The organism is Bacillus sp. TH50 (assembly GCF_016650565.1).
In the GTDB taxonomy this organism is placed as follows: Bacteria; Bacillota; Bacilli; order Bacillales; family Bacillaceae_G; genus Bacillus_A; species Bacillus_A mycoides.
Genome location: NZ_JAEKFM010000007.1, coordinates 1079460 through 1096398, shown reverse-complemented (window position 1 = coordinate 1096398; position 16939 = coordinate 1079460). Strand labels below are relative to the sequence as shown.

Below are 16939 nucleotides of genomic sequence, written 5' to 3'. Positions count from 1 at the left end.
TTTGTTCATCCCCCACTGATTATTAGCCCACACCAATCGGGCGTTCACGAGCCGCAGGGCTCCAGCCAAATTTTGAGGTGGGAGTCTTACTGCTCGCAAATAGCGGGATAAAAACAGTAAAGAGATACATACTACTATTGAGCCTTGTTATGAAAGGAGTCCTTACTTTGACTGAGAAATTTGATGAATATAAAAAAAGAGATCGAATAGATAGTGATTATAAAGAAGAATACGCAGCTGAAGTTGCACCACATCGTATCGATTATGATGATAAAGATAACGATGATGTAAGATCGTCTGCAGCTGGATCGACTGCTGGTTTTATTGCTCTTGCCTTAGCAATATTATCATTATTCACATTCCCAACACTATTTGGTCTTGTGTCTGTTCTACTTGGTATTTACGCTTATAATCGCGGGGCTACTGTAACTGGCGGTACCGCTGCCATTGTGGGTGGTATCGCTGCACTCATTGCGATTTTATTCCGAGTGGCGCTTATTGGTTTATTGTTCTCTCTTTTTTAAAAAGAAAAAGGTATCTCGCTTTATGCGGGATACCTTATCCTGTAAATACATCTTCTGATGGATATTTAATTTTTTGTTTTGCTGGTCGTGCCAAAGAGAACACAAGTGTTAACGGTCCGATTAATCCACAAAACATAACAAACATAATAATACATTTTCCAAACGCCGATAGCTTCGCAGTAATCCCCATTGTTAACCCTACTGTACCAAACGCTGAAATTGTCTCAAATAATAACTGAATAAAACTGAAGTCTTCTGTAAGCATTAATACAAATACCGCTGTAAAAATAAGTATTTGACTAGCAACGACAATTGCTAACGCTCTCGTTACTGTCGACATTTTAATCGTACGCTGAAACAAAACAAAATCCTCTTTCTTTCTAAAGAAAGAAAGAACTGATGTAATTAAAATAACGAATGTCGTTAACTTAATTCCACCGCCTGTCGATACACTTCCCGCACCAATAAACATTAATACCATTGTAAATAGTATCGATGACTCTTCCATCCCCCCATAATCTACCGTGTTAAAACCAGCTGTACGAGGTGTAATTCCTTGGAAGAACGAAGCCCATAATTTTTCATTTAAAGGTAAGTGCCCCAAAGTCTTCACATTATTATATTCCAATACAAAAATCACAATCATCGCAATAACATTAAGTGCTATCGTTCCAACAATCATGATTTTGGAGTGCAGTGATAATTTTCGAAAACTACGGCTATACCATATATCAATTAATACCGTAAACCCTAACCCTCCTATTACAATTAAAGAACAAATCCCAATATTAATAATAGGATCTCCTACATATCTTGTTAAATTATCTGGCCAAAGCGCAAAGCCGGCATTATTATATGACGCAATAACGTGAAAAATACTATAGTATAAACCTTTTCCAAAACCAAACTCTGGAATAAAACGAATCGATAAAAAGATAACTCCAATTAGCTCAATACAAATAGAAAAAATAAAAACACGTTTTACTAATTTCACAAGACCACCAATATTTGTTTGATTAAATGCTTCTCCAATTAATAATCGGTGGCGTAAACCAATTTTTTTCCCTAATACCCAAACAATTAAAATGGCTATCGTCATAAGACCGAGACCACCCGTTTGAATTAAAAACATAATAACAATTTCACCAAACATCGTAAACGTACTCGCAGTATCTACAACACCTAAACCGGTTACAGTCGCTGCCGACGTAGCTGTAAAGAAAGCATCTACCCAACTAATATGTACTTTCGTTGCAAACGGTAACTTTAATAACAATCCTCCGACCACAATTAAACAAAAAAAGCCTAATGCTAAAATTTGTGGTGGATTCAATCGTATAAAACGATTATACAACCCTTGTTTTTTTGCTACTTCCATATCACTAACTCCCTTTATCAAGTGAAGCTTTTATCCCCTCATAAATAAAGAATCTTTAAGAGCCTACAAGTAGCGGGATAAACCTTATATTCTTATAATATAGTTGAGCATAATCCTTTTTTTCATAGATTTCAACTTTTATTTATATTCAGACTCCTATCGTTTTACAAAAGAATATTTTCTATTATATCTCCACTTATACTATAACTCTTACAACAACTATTTTATCCCTTTTCAAATTCCCATATCTTTCACTCCAAGTTCACACGAGGGTCACATCTACCTTTTATAGTATATGTATCGAAGCTGTTCCTCCCTAATTTATAAGACATTCCCCAGTGTCTTTGAATAGCTTCCATCCCTAATTAAATTGACATAAATTGTCCCCTTCCCTTGACCATCCTATATGTGATGGTCTTATTTTTTTATTCTTTCTATCTTTTATTTGAAACTCCCTCTCTCTTTCACTCCATGTTCACACGAGGATCACATCCACCTTTTATAATATATGTATCGAAGCTGTTCCTCCCTAATTTATAAGACATTCCCCAGTGTCTTTGAATAGCTTCCATCCCTAATTAAATTGACATAAATTGTCCCCTTCCCTTGACCATCCTATATGTGATGGTCTTATTTTTTATTCTTTCTATCTTTTATTTGAAACTCCCTCTCTCTTTCACTCCATGTTCACACGAGGATCACATCTACCTTTTATAGTATACGTATCGAAGCTGTTCCTCCCTAATTTATAAGACATTCCCCAGTGTCTTGAACAGCTTTCCATCCCTAATTAAATTGACATAAATTGTCCCCTTCCCTAGGCCATCCTATATGTGATGGTCTTATTTTTTTATTCTCTCTTTCTTCTTACTTAAAACTCCCTCTCTATTTCACTCTATGTTCACATCTATCTTTTATAGTATATGTATCGAAGCTGTTCCTCCCTAATTTATAAGACATTCCCCAGTGTCTTTGAATAGCTTCCATCCCTAATTAAATTGATATAAATTGTCCCCTTCCCTAGGCCATCATGTGATGGTCTATTTTTTTTCCAAATACATAAATGTATTCTTTCCACATATTTCAGCAAAACTGGACTATATACATTGAAACAGACAGCTTTATACTAAATATCAAGAAAATATTGTCAAAATAGGTATTTTTTCGGTATAATTAATTTAGAAAGCAATTTTACAAAAACAAAAAGGGGGGGGTATTGAAACAAACAAAGGCAATCTTAATTGCATTATTTCTCGGTCTAGTTGTCGGACTCACTTTAAATTTAGCTGCTCCATCTATTTTTGAGCCATTGAATCAATATGCGTTCAATCCACTTGGTCAACTGTTTATTCGACTTATTAAAATGCTAGTTGTTCCTGTTGTGTTCATTTCTATCGTACTTGGGGCTGCTGGTCTTGGAGATCCGAAACAACTTGGAAGAATTGGTTTAAAATCAATTTCATTCTTTCTCGTAACAACAGCTGTCGCTATCTCTATTGCAGTTACATTTGCACTTATCATAAAACCAGGAGCTGGCGGTAACTTTAAAACAGACGGGCTTAAGTATGAAGGTGCAAAAACTGAAACATCTTTCGTTGATACATTGCTGAATATTGTGCCAGATAATCCAGCAAAAGCGATGGCTGATGGGAACATGCTACAAATTATTGCCTTTGCCGCATTGATCGGACTCGGTTTAGCTGTTTTAGGAAAACGAGTTCAAGGTATCCATTCATTACTTGAACAGGGCAACGAATTAATGATGTATCTTGTTAATCTCGTCATGAAATTAGCTCCAATCGGAACATTCGGGTTGCTCGCTTCGTCCGTTGGTAAAATGGGTCTTGCAGGCGTCGCTGCGATGTTCAAGTATATGATTGTCGTTATGTTGGTACTCATTATTCACGGTGTCTTCGTATACGGCGGCTTATTAAAGGTACTAGCCAAAGAAAGTATTATTCGTTTCTTTAAACATTTCGGTCCGGTAATGGCAATTGGGTTTAGTACATCTAGCTCTAATGCGTCCCTTCCATTTGCCATGAAAACCGCCCAAGAAAAACTTGGAGTTCCAAAAGCGATAAGCTCTTTTGTACAACCACTAGGTGCAACGATTAATATGGATGGTACTGCTATTATGCAAGGGGTAGCAACTGTATTTATCGCTCAAGTATACGGCGTTGAACTTACATTACCACAATTAGCTATGGTCGTATTAACTGCTGTACTAGCTAGTATCGGTACTGCAGGTGTACCAGGTGTTGGACTAGTAATGCTTACGATGGTTTTAAATCAAGTAAATCTACCAGTAGAAGGCATTGCTTTAATTATCGGTATTGACCGCATTCTAGATATGTCTAGAACTGCTGTAAATATTTCCGGTGATGCAATTTGTGCAATGATTGTTGCAAAATCAGAAGAAAAATATAATACGGATCAATCTGCAGCATCTTAAATCAAAAAAGGAGTGAATCATTTCACTCCTTTTTTGATTTACTTCCTTTTTTCGAACGATATTCTTTTCCTTTATTATCATTTCCCGTTTCAAATTCAGTACTAAACTCCTGCTGGAATTGCCCTGATTTTGGTGAACCTTGATTTCCACTTCCTTGACTACCATTACGATTCGTCATATTTCTCCCTCCTTCCTTTATTAGTAGTATGGCGCTCTATCTTTTTTCATACACATTTTATTTTTTATCATCTATTACACACAGAAGAAGACCTTCCATATATGAGGAAGGTCTTCTTTTTCATTAAGTAAGCGTTTTCTTATTTGTAATTATTTAAATAAGTTTTTTAGAAATAGATATCATTATATCCATTTCATCTTCTGAAAGTGCGGAAAATCTTTCTTGTAAATATTTCTTTTTCTCACCTTCCATTTTCGCAACTAACTCTTTCCCTTGTTCTGTAATCTCTAAATATACAACTCGGCGATCTGATGTAGAACGTGAACGAGTTACAAAGCCTTTATTAATTAATTTTTCTGTAACAGCTGTAATATGACTATTCGACACATTTAACTCATTAGCTACACGTGAGACCATTTCTTTATTCGTACGGTTCAATATTCTAAGGACAATGAACTCATTCCACGGTATGTAACCACCAAATATTTTTCCAATATCATTACGCAACGTGCGAAACATTGCAAAAACATTTGTCGATAGTTCTTCCATTAATTGTTCTCGATTTTGAGACAACTTCGACAGCCCCTTTTATTTAATTTAGTTAAATAAAAACCTTATTAATAATTTTACACGAAATCTTACTTTTTGTCACCTTATTTCCCCATAATTCGTAGTTTTTTAATAGATATTTCATGGTACAATGAAATTGATTTTCCAAAAAAAGGAGTTGGGGTAATGAGTGAAGAAGACAAACTTTCTAATCTCAGTCTAAAAGATAAGACTATTATTATTAGTGTTGTTATTCTTATTCTCATTATATTCTTTGCATTTATATTTTTTGTATATGTGGGAATCTTTCATATTACAGGTATAGAATATTCATCAAGAACAGCTCTACTACTCTTTTTTTACTCATTCTTTTATTAGACGGTATTACATATTTTATATTCATTTTCTTTAAAGTGCTCCTACATCCAATGATGACAAGTATGCCCAATTGGCTCTCAATTGCTCTGCTCTCTATAATTGAAATTACGTTAGATTGGTTTGTCATACATACCGCCGATGACTGGATAGAGAGTGTACAAATGCCCAACATAGCTGAATTATGTGTCGCACTATTCCTTTACACACTAAATAAATTATTTAGTGATAAGAAAGAGTAAGAATACAAGCTTTTCTATATAAAAATTGGTACAATAAAAATAAATCATACTAAAGAGGTGTTACTTATGAACTTACTACAATGGGCTGATAAAGGCATGTCCTTTGATACATATGTGAATGAAATGAAAGTAAACCAATACGAGCTACTACACATTTACAATAACTTTTTAATTCCAAATGAATTACTTCCAGTTTTAGAAGAACGTCAAAATGATGGCTGGCGCGTTATCGTATTAACAGCTGACTGGTGCGGCGACGCTCTTTTATGTGTACCTGTTATGAAACGAATTTCTGAAGTTGCAAATATTGATATGCGTTTATTAATTCGCGATGAAAACTTAGAGTTAATGGATCAATACTTAACAAACGAAACAGCACGTGCGATTCCAATCTTTATTTTCATTGATAAAGACGGAAATGAACAAGCCGTCTTTGGACCACGAGCTCCAAAAATACAAGAATTAGTAACTTCAATGCGCGCTACATTACCTGAAAAAGAAGATCCAACATTCGAAGAGAAACAAAAAGAAATGTATGCTAATTTCCGTGCTACATTAGCTGATGATACTTCTCTTTGGGAACATGTAATGGAAAGCATGATTGAGAAAGTAGTAAAATAAAAAAACCTGCCGATTTCGGCAGGTTTTTTTATTACATAATGAAGAAATAGAATACCGCAGCTAAAATGAAACGATAGTAAGCGAACGGTGTTAGTTTTACACGAGCTAATAATTTTAAGAATGAAACGATTGCAAGCAACGCAACAACGAATGCTGTAATAAATCCAGTTGCAAATAACGTTATATCAGCCGAGCTTAATATATCCCAGCTTTTAATTAAATCTAAGCCACTTGCAGCTACCATCATTGGTACCGCTAAAATGAACGTATATTCAGCTGCCGCTGTATGCGAAACGCGAGCTAATAAACCACCACTTATTGTTGATCCAGAACGAGAAAATCCTGGCCAAAGTGCTAAACATTGGAACATTCCAATTGTAAATGCTTGCTTATATGTAATTTCATCTAACGTTCTTGCTGTACTTGGTTTTGAAAACTTCTCAGCAACAATCATTAAAATACCACCAACTACTAAGCTAATAACAACCGGTCCTGGACCGAATAAAACTTCTTTAATTGTACTATGGAATAATACACCAAGAATTCCGGCAGGGATCATCCCGATAATAATATGTAATAAATTTAACGATGGCCCATCTGTTACTTTCCCTATTCCAACCAATGACCATAAACGCTTCCAAAATATAACAACAACTGCTAAAATCGATCCCAACTGAATAACAACTTCGAAAACTTTCGCTCTATCGTCTTCAAATCCAATTAAGTGTCCTGTTAAAATCATATGTCCTGTTGATGATACTGGTAGAAACTCTGTTAAACCTTCAACAGCACCCATGATTAATCCAATTAACCAATCAGCCACAATTAGTGCCTCCTTAATAACGCATATGTAATTTTTTCACACCTTATCATAATACCTTATCCCTTTTCAAAGTGCATCCTTTTTTTATTGATTTCATTTGTTGTATACGCTTATTTCTTTTCTATTTTTTGATTAAATTGTATGATAATAAGAGTTTGTTTTTTACGTTGAAAGGGGATTTTATGAAAGAAATTAATTCATTCTCACAAAAGTTAAAGCAATTTTTATTACTCTTTTTCCCGATTTTTGTAACGCAAATGTCATTATTTGCGATGAGCTTTTTTGATACGACAATGTCAGGACATGCGAGTCCTATTGATTTAGCGGGTGTTGCTATCGGAACAAGTATATGGCTTCCCGTTAGTACCGGCTTAACAGGAATTTTAATGGCTACTACTCCTATTGTTGCACAGCTCGTTGGATCAAAGAAAAAGGAGGACGTTCCCCACATTGTCATACAAGCAGTATATTTAGCAATTTGTGCTAGTTTCGTTGTTATCCTTATCGGATTCTTCGCTGTTTCACCTATTTTAAATGGCATGCAATTAGAAGAACCGGTGGAACGTATTGCAGCACAATTTTTAATTATTATCGCGATTGGAATTATCCCTTTATTTACTTACACCGTCTTACGTGGATTTATTGATGCATTAGGAAAAACTCGAACAACGATGATTATTACATTACTATCATTACCAATTAATGTAGTATTAAATTACTTATTAATTTTTGGTCACTTTGGCTTTCCAAAACTCGGTGGTGTTGGTGCGGCAATCGCTTCTGCAGCAACTTATTGGTGTATTTTAATTATTACGGTTATTATTATTCGTACGAAAGAGCCTTTCGCTTCTTTCAATATCTTTAAACAGTTATACCGCCCTTCCTTTACAATCTGGAAGGAATTCCTGAAACTTGGCGTCCCTATCGGATTTGCTATCTTTTTTGAGACGAGTATTTTCGCTGCGGTAACACTTATGATGAGTAATTTTAGTACGACAACAATAGCAGCACATCAAGCAGCTATGAACTTTGCTTCCTTGTTATATATGACTCCTTTAAGTTTAGCAATGGCAATGACGATAGCCGTTGGATTTGAAGTTGGAGCAAAACGATACAATAATGCGAAACAATATGGGTTTATCGGAATTGGGTTAGCCCTTGCGTTCGCTCTTTTATATTCAATCCTTCTTTATTTCTTTGATGATGAAATTGCTTCTATTTATACGACAAATGCAAATGTCCATCATTTAGCTAAAGAATTTCTTATATTCGCGATTTTATTTCAAATTTCAGATGCGATTGCAACTCCAGTACAAGGAGCACTTCGTGGTTATAAAGACGTAAATGTTGCCTTAATTATGACATTAATAGCTTATTGGGTAATAGGTCTACCTCTTGGCTACATGTTAGCAACTTATACTGACTGGGCAGCAAAAGGTTATTGGATCGGTCTTATTATCGGTCTAGCATTTGGAGCAATCTTCCTGCTTATCCGTCTCTTTCAAGTACAAAGAAAATATACAACACAAAGCAGCCGCTAATGATATAGCGGCTGTTTTCTTCATGCATATTTTTTCTTGTAACGTGTAACATAATGAAAAAGAAAGGTGGATACATATGGACGAAAAACAAAAGAAACAATCATTCGATGAAGAATTCGCCCCTGAAATTTCACCTGGATATCGGCAAGATGTACATAAGCCACCTAAATATAAAAATACTTCTTTTTTAATGGGCATTACCATTTTCGCAGCTGTATTACTCGTGCTCATCATTTTCGTCTATTTTTAAAGAAGGGTGGTCTATTATATGAAGAAACAAGATTCAAATCGTTCAAAAAGAACTGTGAAAACGGAAAAAGGATATGCAGGAGATTCTGTTCATACACTGAAACAAGTTGAGCAAGGAAATTTATACATTGCTCAAAAAGAACTTGGTCAACAAAATGAAAATCTTTAAAGTCCCTCTGCTTCTAGAGGGATTTTTCATTGTACGTACTGTTTTTGATCTAACACCATAAATATATTATTAACCTTTACAATTTTCATGTCATAATTTAATTTCATTTCACTTCTCTTACCATTTTCAATACCAGCAACGTACGCTACAGCATGATAGCGAAAACTCTCATCTGTCTCTTCACGTATCTCTTCGTTTGTAAATTTATACTCTAAATCCCGAAAACGGTTTGGGTAATAATTTTCTATTAACTGTTCATACCCTCTATTTACAAATATTTCTTCACCTTTTCGTTTCACATCTTCTTTATTATTAAACTCAAACACTGATAGTTGCGCTGTCACAAAGTGTTCTCCTATCATTTTTATTTCTTTATCAGTTAAAGTTTCTATACTTTTGTTCTTTAATTCCTTATTTAACTCGTAGCGATCTATCGGTTTAAAGGTAGCAAAAACCTCCTCTTTATATGGCCAAAACAATCCAAAAGCGATACATAGAGAAATGATTAATATTCTTTTCTTCGTAATGCACCCCACCCTCCTCCATAATGATAGTTATATTTTAACATATAGAAAGAAAATTCTGATATCATAAAGTGGAATAACCTACCTTTAACTTAGAAACGAGGAACAATTATGGACTCTTACAAACAATATATAAAAGAAGCTCTACCAGATCTTTCTATACATTCATATATGCAAAATGAAGAAGGGTGGGATAATGTAACGGTTATTATAAATGACGAACTACTATTTCGTTTCCCACGAAAACTTGAATATGCAAACCGAATTCCGTTAGAAAAAGAACTGTGCACAATTCTTTCTCATTCATTACAAGAAATTGCAGTCCCTAAGTATAAACTATTGTATAAGAATAATTGTAATACCGTTCCATTTTGTAGCTATTATCCTCTCATTCACGGTGAACCGTTAACAACCGAAATAGTTACCAAGCTAGAGAAAAAAGAATTGAAAGCAATCATTACACAATTAGCCACTTTCCTTGCGGCTTTACATAGTATTCCTTTAAAACGTACTGAAACGCTAGGGTTCCCTATCGAAAAAACACTTACCTACTGGAAAGAACTACAAACAAAATTAAATCAATATTTTACTAACAATCTTACTTCATTACAGAAATCAGCCTTAAATCGTTTATTCGAGAATTTCTTTACCTGTATAGCTAAATCTACCTTTCAAAATACAATCATCCATGCTGACTTTACACATCATCACATTTTATTTAACAACCTGCACAAAAACATTTCGGGAGTTATTGATTTTGGTGATGCTCAAATTGGCGATCCTGCTTTTGATTTTGCTGGACTATATTATGATTTCGGTCATGAGTTTACTACTTCTGTATATGAACAATACAGTGCACGTATTTCTCACCACGATCCATTACTCATTCACCGCATCACTACCTTTTATCAATACAGCCCTTTACTACATAACCTTATTTATAACATTGAAACAAACAACGAAATAACATTAAAGAAGAATGAAGAACAGCTTAAAGCAATACTACAGGGACGAGATTAAATTCTCTCCCTATACTCTCTCTCCTCATACATCATTAACTTTTTATCCATTTCAACAATAACTTTATACAATTGAAACGCCTGTAAAATTTGCAGTTGAATTCCAAAAGGAGCATTCTGTTCTTTTAACCATTGAAATACTGCCGTTTCATCTTTCATTGATTATTCCTCCTCTTATTAAAATCTGCTACTTATATACCGTAAATGATGAAAAGCTTTTCATGTCAATAACAAAAAAGGATGCAAATTTGCATCCTTTAATGTACTATATTTTTCTTCTGCTTCGCTTCTTTCTTTACTTCTTCCCTTTGGCATTCACTACGAAACGCACAACTCATACACTCAGAACGAAAATGACGCTCTGTATAGTGCTCAGGTTGCTGCAACATTTCTTTCATTCTAAATAAATCATCCATTCCAGTTATAATATCTTCCTGCTTTGGAATGTACTCATACTTAGTTCCTTCTATTAAATTAATAACTTCAATTTTCCCTGGAAGAATACCGAAAGCTTTATAACTGAATACTGTCATTAGCTTCTGACAAAGAGCAAGCATTTCCTCATCCGCATCGATAACATACTTTTTAATTACAAACGATTCAGCACTCCACTCACCAACTTCAAATGTCAATGACATGTGGACACCTAACTCTTCCATATATGTTTGAAACTTCTCATATAAAAATAACGGCGGTGCCTGACTATCATCCCTTTCAACAAACTGTAATAAGTGATCAGTTAGCTTTGCTAAAACAATATAGTACTCCGCCTTTGAAGCAAACATATTAATCCTTACTTTTTTCCAATACTTTTCTATTAATATTAAAAGTACAATTTTCGTTTGTTGGCCCGCAGGTAGCGTGTAATATTCATTAATAATTTGATTCACAATCATTTGTGCTATTTGTTGCCATTCAAATGAAGAAGGTTCTCTTCTTTTTATATGACGGAAATAAAATTTATGCGGACAACGCATAAAATCATACAAATGGTAATCTGTCATCGTTTTGATTGAGATTTTCTCATGCAATTGCTCTTCATCTCCCTTCTGCCATTAAGAAAGGTGTTTTACGAATTCAGCTCCAAACTGTAAACATTTTTCTACATCTTCATCTTCTGGCGTTAATTCTACTTTCAATCCTTCTAACACAACTGCTGCCCCGCGCTCCTGCAGCTTTTCTATTAAAATATCAACCGCTACCCCGTATTTCGGATAAGCCGAATCACAAGAACCGAATGCAGCTGCTTTTTTACCAGTTAAGTTAATAGAATCCATTGCATCATAAAAATCTAAAAAATCATCAGGAAGATCACCATCTCCCCAAGTATAAGCACCTAAAATAATCCCGTCATATTGCTCTAATATAGAAGCTTCTGGTGTATCCATAATATCAATTACTTCAATCTCATTTTCTGTTTCACGAATCGCACCCGCAATATGGTCAGCCATTTCCTCTGTATTTCCACTCATACTTGCAAAAATCATTACTAACTTACTCAACTGAACCTCTCCTTTTACCTTGTATCTCTTTTTCTGTTTGAAGTGTACTCTTCTCACCTACATATTCAGAACGAATTACATTTCGTTGCCATTCAATATGCTTATCAACATCTTTATTTTTTAATTCCCTTCGTAAAAGGTGAAATGTTTTTCTCATTAAGGTTCCTCATCTGTTTCATTGATAATAATTATCAATTTCAATTATACCATTAGATTAATTGAAATTGATTATCAAAGTCAATAACTATTTTTTTAAAAATAGTTAAAATGTACAAGCTTGTCCGTTAGCTATTCATATACTATAAATGAGCATAGTTCTTTCTCAGCCCTCTCTGACGGAAGAAATAAAAGCAACTGCAATAGAGTGCAGTTGCCTTTTTTTATGCTTTATCAGTTTCTAGTAGTCTTATAGTTGTCTCTAAAAATAGTTCCACTCCATTAATTAAAGCCGATTCATCCACATCAAATTTCGGATGATGATGTGGATAACAAGTATCAATATTTTTATTCCCTGTTCCTAATTTAATGAAACAACCAGGTGCTTTTCTTAAATACGCTGAAAAATCTTCTCCTCCCATAGAAGGTTCAAGATGCACAATACGCTGATTTCCGAACAATTTTATCGCACTTTTTTCTACTATTTTCGTAATGTACTCATTATTAACAACTGGATCATATCCGTAACGATACGTATATGTATAATCTCCCCCATGTGCTTCTGTAATTCCTTTTACAATTTGCTCAATTTTCTCTTTTGCTTCCTCTCTTAATGTTTGATTAAAAGATCGAACAGTTCCCATTAAAGCTGCTGCACTAGGAATGATATTATCGGCCATCCCCCCATGAAATTGTGTAACTGACACTACTCTATGCATAAAAGCACTTGTATTTCTTGATACGATATGTTGTAAATTTGTAATAATTTGTGCTCCGATAGCAATAGGATCTATCGTTTCTTCTGGTCGTGCCGCGTGACCACCCTTTCCTAAAATTTCAATTGTAAATACGTCTGGTGCTGCCATCATAGGGCCATATACAATTCCTATCTTTCCACTTTCTAATCCAGACATAACGTGCAAACCTACTACATAATCGACGCCGTCCATAACACCGGCCTCCACCATTTCTTGTCCACCACCGGGATACACTTCCTCTGCGTGCTGAAAGAACAGACGGATTTCGCCTGCAAAATCTTCCTTCATATTTGCTATCGTCTCTGCTGCACTTAATAAAATAGCTGCGTGAGCATCATGCCCGCATGCATGCATTATTCCTTTATGCACAGACGTATAAGGTTTCCTTGTCTCCTCTTGGATTGGTAAAGCATCTATATCAGCTCGAATCGCAACTACTTTCCCTTGTTGCCTTCCTCTTTTAATTGCTAGCACACTGTACTGCGTTGGTCTCGTTATTTCAAAAGAAGAAAATGAGCATAATGTTTCATATATAAATTGCGAAGTTTCTTTTTCATGAAACGATAATTCCGGATACTTATGGAAATGCCGTCTCCATTTAATGATATTTTCCTCTGAAATAAAACTCCTCCACTCTCTTTTCATAATAATTACCTCCTTTTAAAAGGCTCTATACCTTGAAAATGTACTAAGTACCCAGTGATTATTAACCCACTCCAATTCAGGAATAACAAAACAAATATTATATTTTCCCGCCTTCTCACAATCCACTTTTATACATTCACACAATCCACTTCCTATTTACATGTCAAACCCATTACAAATTCATGCTGAATGTAATATAATTGCTAAGTTAGGGATTTTCTTTTTTAGTATTTAGTGCTAATATCAGAAAAGAGCCTTTTGACTTATTTTTACCTAAAATGTGGGATTTTGTTTTTTTCACAATAATGTAGGACATGATACCTACAAAGAGCTATTATTTCATTAAGCGAGGGAAAGACATGGAAAGATTAAAAGAGATATGGTCTCAACCACTCACACAATGGGTTGCAAAGACGGTTTATTACCTTGCAATTTTATTTGCATTGCTTTGGTTGTATGGATTCCATGATACAAACACAAGTACATTTATTTACAACGAATTTTAGGGTGGGAACGTTATGAAGTTATTAGAACAAATTGAAAAGTGGGCTGTAGAAACGCCTGATCAAACCGCTTTTGTTTGGCGAGATGCGAAAATTACGTACAAACAATTAAAGGAAGATTCTGATGCGTTAGCACATTGGATTTCTTCTGAGTATCCAGATGATCGTTCACCAATTATGGTTTATGGCCATATGCAACCTGAAATGATTATTAACTTTTTAGGTTGTGTAAAAGCTGGACATGCTTACATTCCTGTAGATTTATCTATCCCAGCTGATCGCGTACAACGTATCGCTGAAAATTCTGGTGCGAAATTACTTTTATCAGGAACTGAAGTAACTGTAACTGATTTACCAGTTCGCATTGTAAGTGAAGACAACTTAAAAGATATTTTCTTTACTCATAAAGGGAACATTCCAAATCCTGAACATGCGGTAAAAGGTGATGAGAACTTCTACATTATTTACACATCAGGAAGTACAGGTAATCCGAAAGGGGTTCAGATTACTTATAACTGTCTTGTTAGCTTTACAAAATGGGCTGTAGAAGATTTCAACTTACAAACAGGGCAAGTATTCTTAAACCAAGCACCTTTCTCATTCGATTTATCTGTAATGGATATTTACCCATCGTTAGTAACAGGTGGTACACTTTGGGCAATCGATAAAGATATGATTGCACGTCCAAAAGACTTGTTTGCTTCTTTAGAGCAATCGGATATACAAGTATGGACTTCGACACCGTCTTTCGCAGAAATGTGTTTAATGGAAGCCTCTTTCTCTGAAAGTATGCTACCAAACATGAAAACATTCTTATTCTGCGGTGAAGTGTTACCAAATGAAGTAGCTAGAAAATTAATTGAGCGTTTCCCGAAAGCAGCAATTATGAATACGTACGGTCCAACAGAAGCTACTGTTGCTGTAACAGGCATTCACGTTACAGAAGAAGTGCTTGATCAATACAAATCACTTCCAGTTGGCTACTGTAAATCAGACTGTCGCCTTCTTATTATGAAAGAAGATGGTACAATTGCACCTGACGGTGAAAAAGGTGAAATCGTAATTGTCGGTCCAAGCGTAAGCGTTGGCTATTTAGGAAGCCCTGAATTAACAGAAAAAGTATTTACCATGATTGATGGTGAGCGTGCCTATAAAACAGGTGATGCTGGCTATGTAGAAAATGGTCTTCTATTCTATAATGGTCGTCTTGATTTCCAAATTAAGCTTCATGGTTATCGAATGGAATTAGAAGAAATCGAACATCATCTTCGCGCGTGTTCTTACGTAGAAGGTGCAGTTGTTGTTCCAATTAAAAAAGGTGAAAAATATGATTACTTATTAGCGGTTGTTGTTCCTGGAGAGCATTCGTTTGAAAAAGAATTCAAATTAACATCTGCAATCAAAAAAGAACTCAATGAGCGATTACCAAATTACATGATTCCACGTAAATTCATGTATCACTCTTCTATTCCAATGACACCAAATGGAAAGGTAGATCGCAAAAAATTATTGAGTGAGGTTACAGCATGACCGCATATGGATCATTTTATTTTTTCGCTATAGTAGGCATTTTATTAATACCTACTATCATAGCTGGATTAAAAGGTAAAATGTTGCGTAAATATAATGCCGTTTTAACATTAGTAATGCTCGTTATTATCTTCTCTGATAAACCGAAGCAAGCAATCATGTTAGCCGCATTTATTATTTGGCAATATGCCCTTATTAAAGGCTATTTAATTTTAAGAAAACAAAATAATAGTACATTTAGGTTTTATATGGCTGTTATTTTGTCGATTTTACCGCTTGTTTTAGCAAAAATTGCACCGTTTGTACCTGAGCTAAAGTTTGTTGTATTTTTAGGAATGTCCTATGTAACATTTAGAGCAGTACAAATGGTATTTGAAGTTCGTGATAACTTAATTAAAGAACTTTCCTTCTTTAATTTCTGGGAATTCGTTTTATTCTTCCCAGCTATCTCAACGGGACCTATCGATCGTTACCGCAGATTCCAAAAAGATATTCAAAAGCCACCTAGTGTAGAAGAATATCAAAATTTACTATATACAGGGCTAAACCGTATTTTCCAAGGTTTCTTGTATAAATTTATTATTGCTTACTTAATAAAGCAATATTTTATGGATCCGGCATTCGCTCAGCAAGATACAATCCTATCAAATATGATTTACATGTATAGCTATAGCTTATATTTATTCTTTGACTTTGCTGGTTATAGCTCATTTGTAATTGGTGTAAGTTATATGATGGGAATTAAAACTCCAGAAAACTTTAATAAACCATTCATTAGTCGTAACATTAAAGACTTCTGGAACCGCTGGCATATGAGTTTATCATTCTGGTTCCGTGACTTTATTTACATGCGTTTCGTCTTTTTCGCAACGAAGAAAAAGTTAATTAAAAACCGTTACACAATTTCGTATATCGGTGCATTTTTAAACTTTTTCATCATGGGAATATGGCATATTACTGGTGAGCATGTGTATCAATACATTATTTATGGTCTTTATCACGCTGCCTTGTTTATCTTATTCGATATTTTCGAACGAAAAAACAAGAAGCATAAGTTTTGGCCAAACAATAAATTTACACACGTCCTTGCGATTGTAATTACGTTCCACGTTGTATGTTTCGGTTTCCTGATCTTCTCTGGACACCTTAACAGATACTTTTAATGCACCCTTCTTATACTATTAAGAAGTTGCACATATAA

At 34.8% G+C, this 16939-nt stretch carries 20 protein-coding genes and 1 pseudogene; 11 read left to right on the top strand and 10 right to left on the bottom strand.

Annotated elements, in window-relative coordinates:
- Positions 1-149: 149 nt before the first annotated feature.
- The gene (locus JFU23_RS22720; protein WP_201032759.1) at positions 150-524 is read left to right on the top strand and encodes an imidazole glycerol phosphate synthase; all 375 of its coding nucleotides are present in this window, start codon (positions 150-152) and stop codon (positions 522-524) included.
- A gap of 34 nt (positions 525-558) precedes the next feature.
- Here the strand turns inward: JFU23_RS22720 and JFU23_RS22715 are convergent, their stop codons facing one another.
- Positions 559-1902 (bottom strand): TrkH family potassium uptake protein, encoded by a 1344-nt coding sequence (locus JFU23_RS22715; protein WP_201032758.1) that lies wholly within the window; start codon positions 1900-1902, stop codon positions 559-561.
- Positions 1903-3118: 1216 nt separating this feature from the next.
- Here JFU23_RS22715 and JFU23_RS22710 point away from each other — a divergent pair.
- Positions 3119-4354, top strand: a complete 1236-nt coding sequence (locus tag JFU23_RS22710) for a dicarboxylate/amino acid:cation symporter (RefSeq protein WP_098636234.1) — start codon at positions 3119-3121, stop codon at positions 4352-4354.
- Between the two features lie 22 nt (positions 4355-4376).
- On the opposite strand, the gene JFU23_RS22705 is transcribed toward JFU23_RS22710, so the two are convergent.
- Positions 4377-4532, bottom strand: coding sequence for a hypothetical protein (locus tag JFU23_RS22705; RefSeq protein WP_002011733.1), 156 nt, complete (start codon positions 4530-4532; stop codon positions 4377-4379).
- A 153-nt stretch (positions 4533-4685) separates the two neighbouring features.
- Entirely contained in the window at positions 4686-5105 is a 420-nt protein-coding gene (locus JFU23_RS22700; RefSeq protein ID WP_002064429.1) for a MarR family winged helix-turn-helix transcriptional regulator, read from the bottom strand.
- A 162-nt stretch (positions 5106-5267) separates the two neighbouring features.
- On the opposite strand from JFU23_RS22700, the pseudogene JFU23_RS22695 reads away from it, so the two are divergent.
- Positions 5268-5698 (top strand): annotated as a pseudogene (locus JFU23_RS22695) (regulatory YrvL family protein).
- A gap of 33 nt (positions 5699-5731) precedes the next feature.
- Positions 5732-6319 carry a thioredoxin family protein gene (locus JFU23_RS22690; protein WP_201033305.1) on the top strand — a complete coding sequence of 196 codons (588 nt, stop codon included), beginning with the start codon at positions 5732-5734 and terminating at the stop codon, positions 6317-6319.
- A 31-nt stretch (positions 6320-6350) separates the two neighbouring features.
- Here JFU23_RS22690 and uppP read toward each other — a convergent pair whose 3' ends face one another.
- Positions 6351-7142, bottom strand: a complete 792-nt coding sequence (gene uppP / locus JFU23_RS22685) for a bacitracin resistance undecaprenyl-diphosphatase (RefSeq protein ID WP_002011643.1) — start codon at positions 7140-7142, stop codon at positions 6351-6353.
- A gap of 182 nt (positions 7143-7324) precedes the next feature.
- Between uppP and JFU23_RS22680 the strand changes: the two genes are divergently transcribed.
- From JFU23_RS22680 to JFU23_RS22670, 3 genes are all read left to right on the top strand, one after another.
- Positions 7325-8683 carry an MATE family efflux transporter gene (locus JFU23_RS22680; RefSeq protein ID WP_201032757.1) on the top strand — a complete coding sequence of 453 codons (1359 nt, stop codon included), beginning with the start codon at positions 7325-7327 and terminating at the stop codon, positions 8681-8683.
- A gap of 76 nt (positions 8684-8759) precedes the next feature.
- Entirely contained in the window at positions 8760-8933 is a 174-nt protein-coding gene (locus JFU23_RS22675; RefSeq protein ID WP_000343684.1) for a hypothetical protein, read from the top strand.
- An 18-nt stretch (positions 8934-8951) separates the two neighbouring features.
- Positions 8952-9101: a hypothetical protein gene (locus JFU23_RS22670; protein ID WP_000743737.1), complete on the top strand. Its 150-nt coding sequence runs from the start codon at positions 8952-8954 to the stop codon at positions 9099-9101.
- Between the two features lie 26 nt (positions 9102-9127).
- On the opposite strand, the gene JFU23_RS22665 is transcribed toward JFU23_RS22670, so the two are convergent.
- Positions 9128-9637, bottom strand: a complete 510-nt coding sequence (locus JFU23_RS22665; RefSeq protein WP_201032756.1) for a biotin transporter BioY — start codon at positions 9635-9637, stop codon at positions 9128-9130.
- Between the two features lie 99 nt (positions 9638-9736).
- Between JFU23_RS22665 and JFU23_RS22660 the strand changes: the two genes are divergently transcribed.
- The gene (locus JFU23_RS22660) at positions 9737-10645 is read left to right on the top strand and encodes an aminoglycoside phosphotransferase family protein (RefSeq protein ID WP_201032755.1); all 909 of its coding nucleotides are present in this window, start codon (positions 9737-9739) and stop codon (positions 10643-10645) included.
- Here JFU23_RS22660 and JFU23_RS22655 read toward each other — a convergent pair.
- The 5 genes from JFU23_RS22655 to JFU23_RS22635 all read right to left on the bottom strand — a co-directional run bounded on the left by JFU23_RS22655 (position 10642) and on the right by JFU23_RS22635 (position 13705).
- Positions 10642-10803: a hypothetical protein gene (locus tag JFU23_RS22655; RefSeq protein ID WP_002126244.1), complete on the bottom strand. Its 162-nt coding sequence runs from the start codon at positions 10801-10803 to the stop codon at positions 10642-10644. The genes JFU23_RS22660 and JFU23_RS22655 overlap by 4 nt on opposite strands.
- Positions 10804-10901: 98 nt before the next feature.
- On the bottom strand, positions 10902-11675 hold the full coding sequence (locus JFU23_RS22650) for a hypothetical protein (RefSeq protein ID WP_012260605.1): 774 nt from the start codon (positions 11673-11675) through the stop codon (positions 10902-10904).
- A 24-nt stretch (positions 11676-11699) separates the two neighbouring features.
- Complete coding sequence (locus JFU23_RS22645; RefSeq protein WP_002086759.1) at positions 11700-12146, bottom strand: flavodoxin; 447 nt, start codon at positions 12144-12146, stop codon at positions 11700-11702.
- Complete coding sequence (locus tag JFU23_RS22640; RefSeq protein WP_002086761.1) at positions 12139-12303, bottom strand: hypothetical protein; 165 nt, start codon at positions 12301-12303, stop codon at positions 12139-12141. Before JFU23_RS22640 ends, JFU23_RS22645 begins: the two co-directional genes overlap by 8 nt.
- A 223-nt stretch (positions 12304-12526) precedes the next feature.
- Entirely contained in the window at positions 12527-13705 is a 1179-nt protein-coding gene (locus tag JFU23_RS22635) for an amidohydrolase (protein ID WP_063219070.1), read from the bottom strand.
- 359 nt (positions 13706-14064) lie between these two features.
- On the opposite strand from JFU23_RS22635, the gene JFU23_RS22630 reads away from it, so the two are divergent.
- From JFU23_RS22630 to dltB, 3 genes are read left to right on the top strand one after another with little or no spacing between them, the layout of a single operon-like run.
- Positions 14065-14211, top strand: a complete 147-nt coding sequence (locus tag JFU23_RS22630) for a teichoic acid D-Ala incorporation-associated protein DltX (RefSeq protein WP_002011626.1) — start codon at positions 14065-14067, stop codon at positions 14209-14211.
- Positions 14212-14223: 12 nt separating this feature from the next.
- Positions 14224-15738, top strand: a complete 1515-nt coding sequence (gene dltA, locus JFU23_RS22625) for a D-alanine--poly(phosphoribitol) ligase subunit DltA (protein ID WP_002140951.1) — start codon at positions 14224-14226, stop codon at positions 15736-15738.
- Entirely contained in the window at positions 15735-16901 is a 1167-nt protein-coding gene (gene dltB / locus JFU23_RS22620) for a D-alanyl-lipoteichoic acid biosynthesis protein DltB (RefSeq protein WP_201032754.1), read from the top strand. Before dltA ends, dltB begins: the two co-directional genes overlap by 4 nt.
- The last annotated feature ends 38 nt before the right edge of the window (positions 16902-16939 follow it).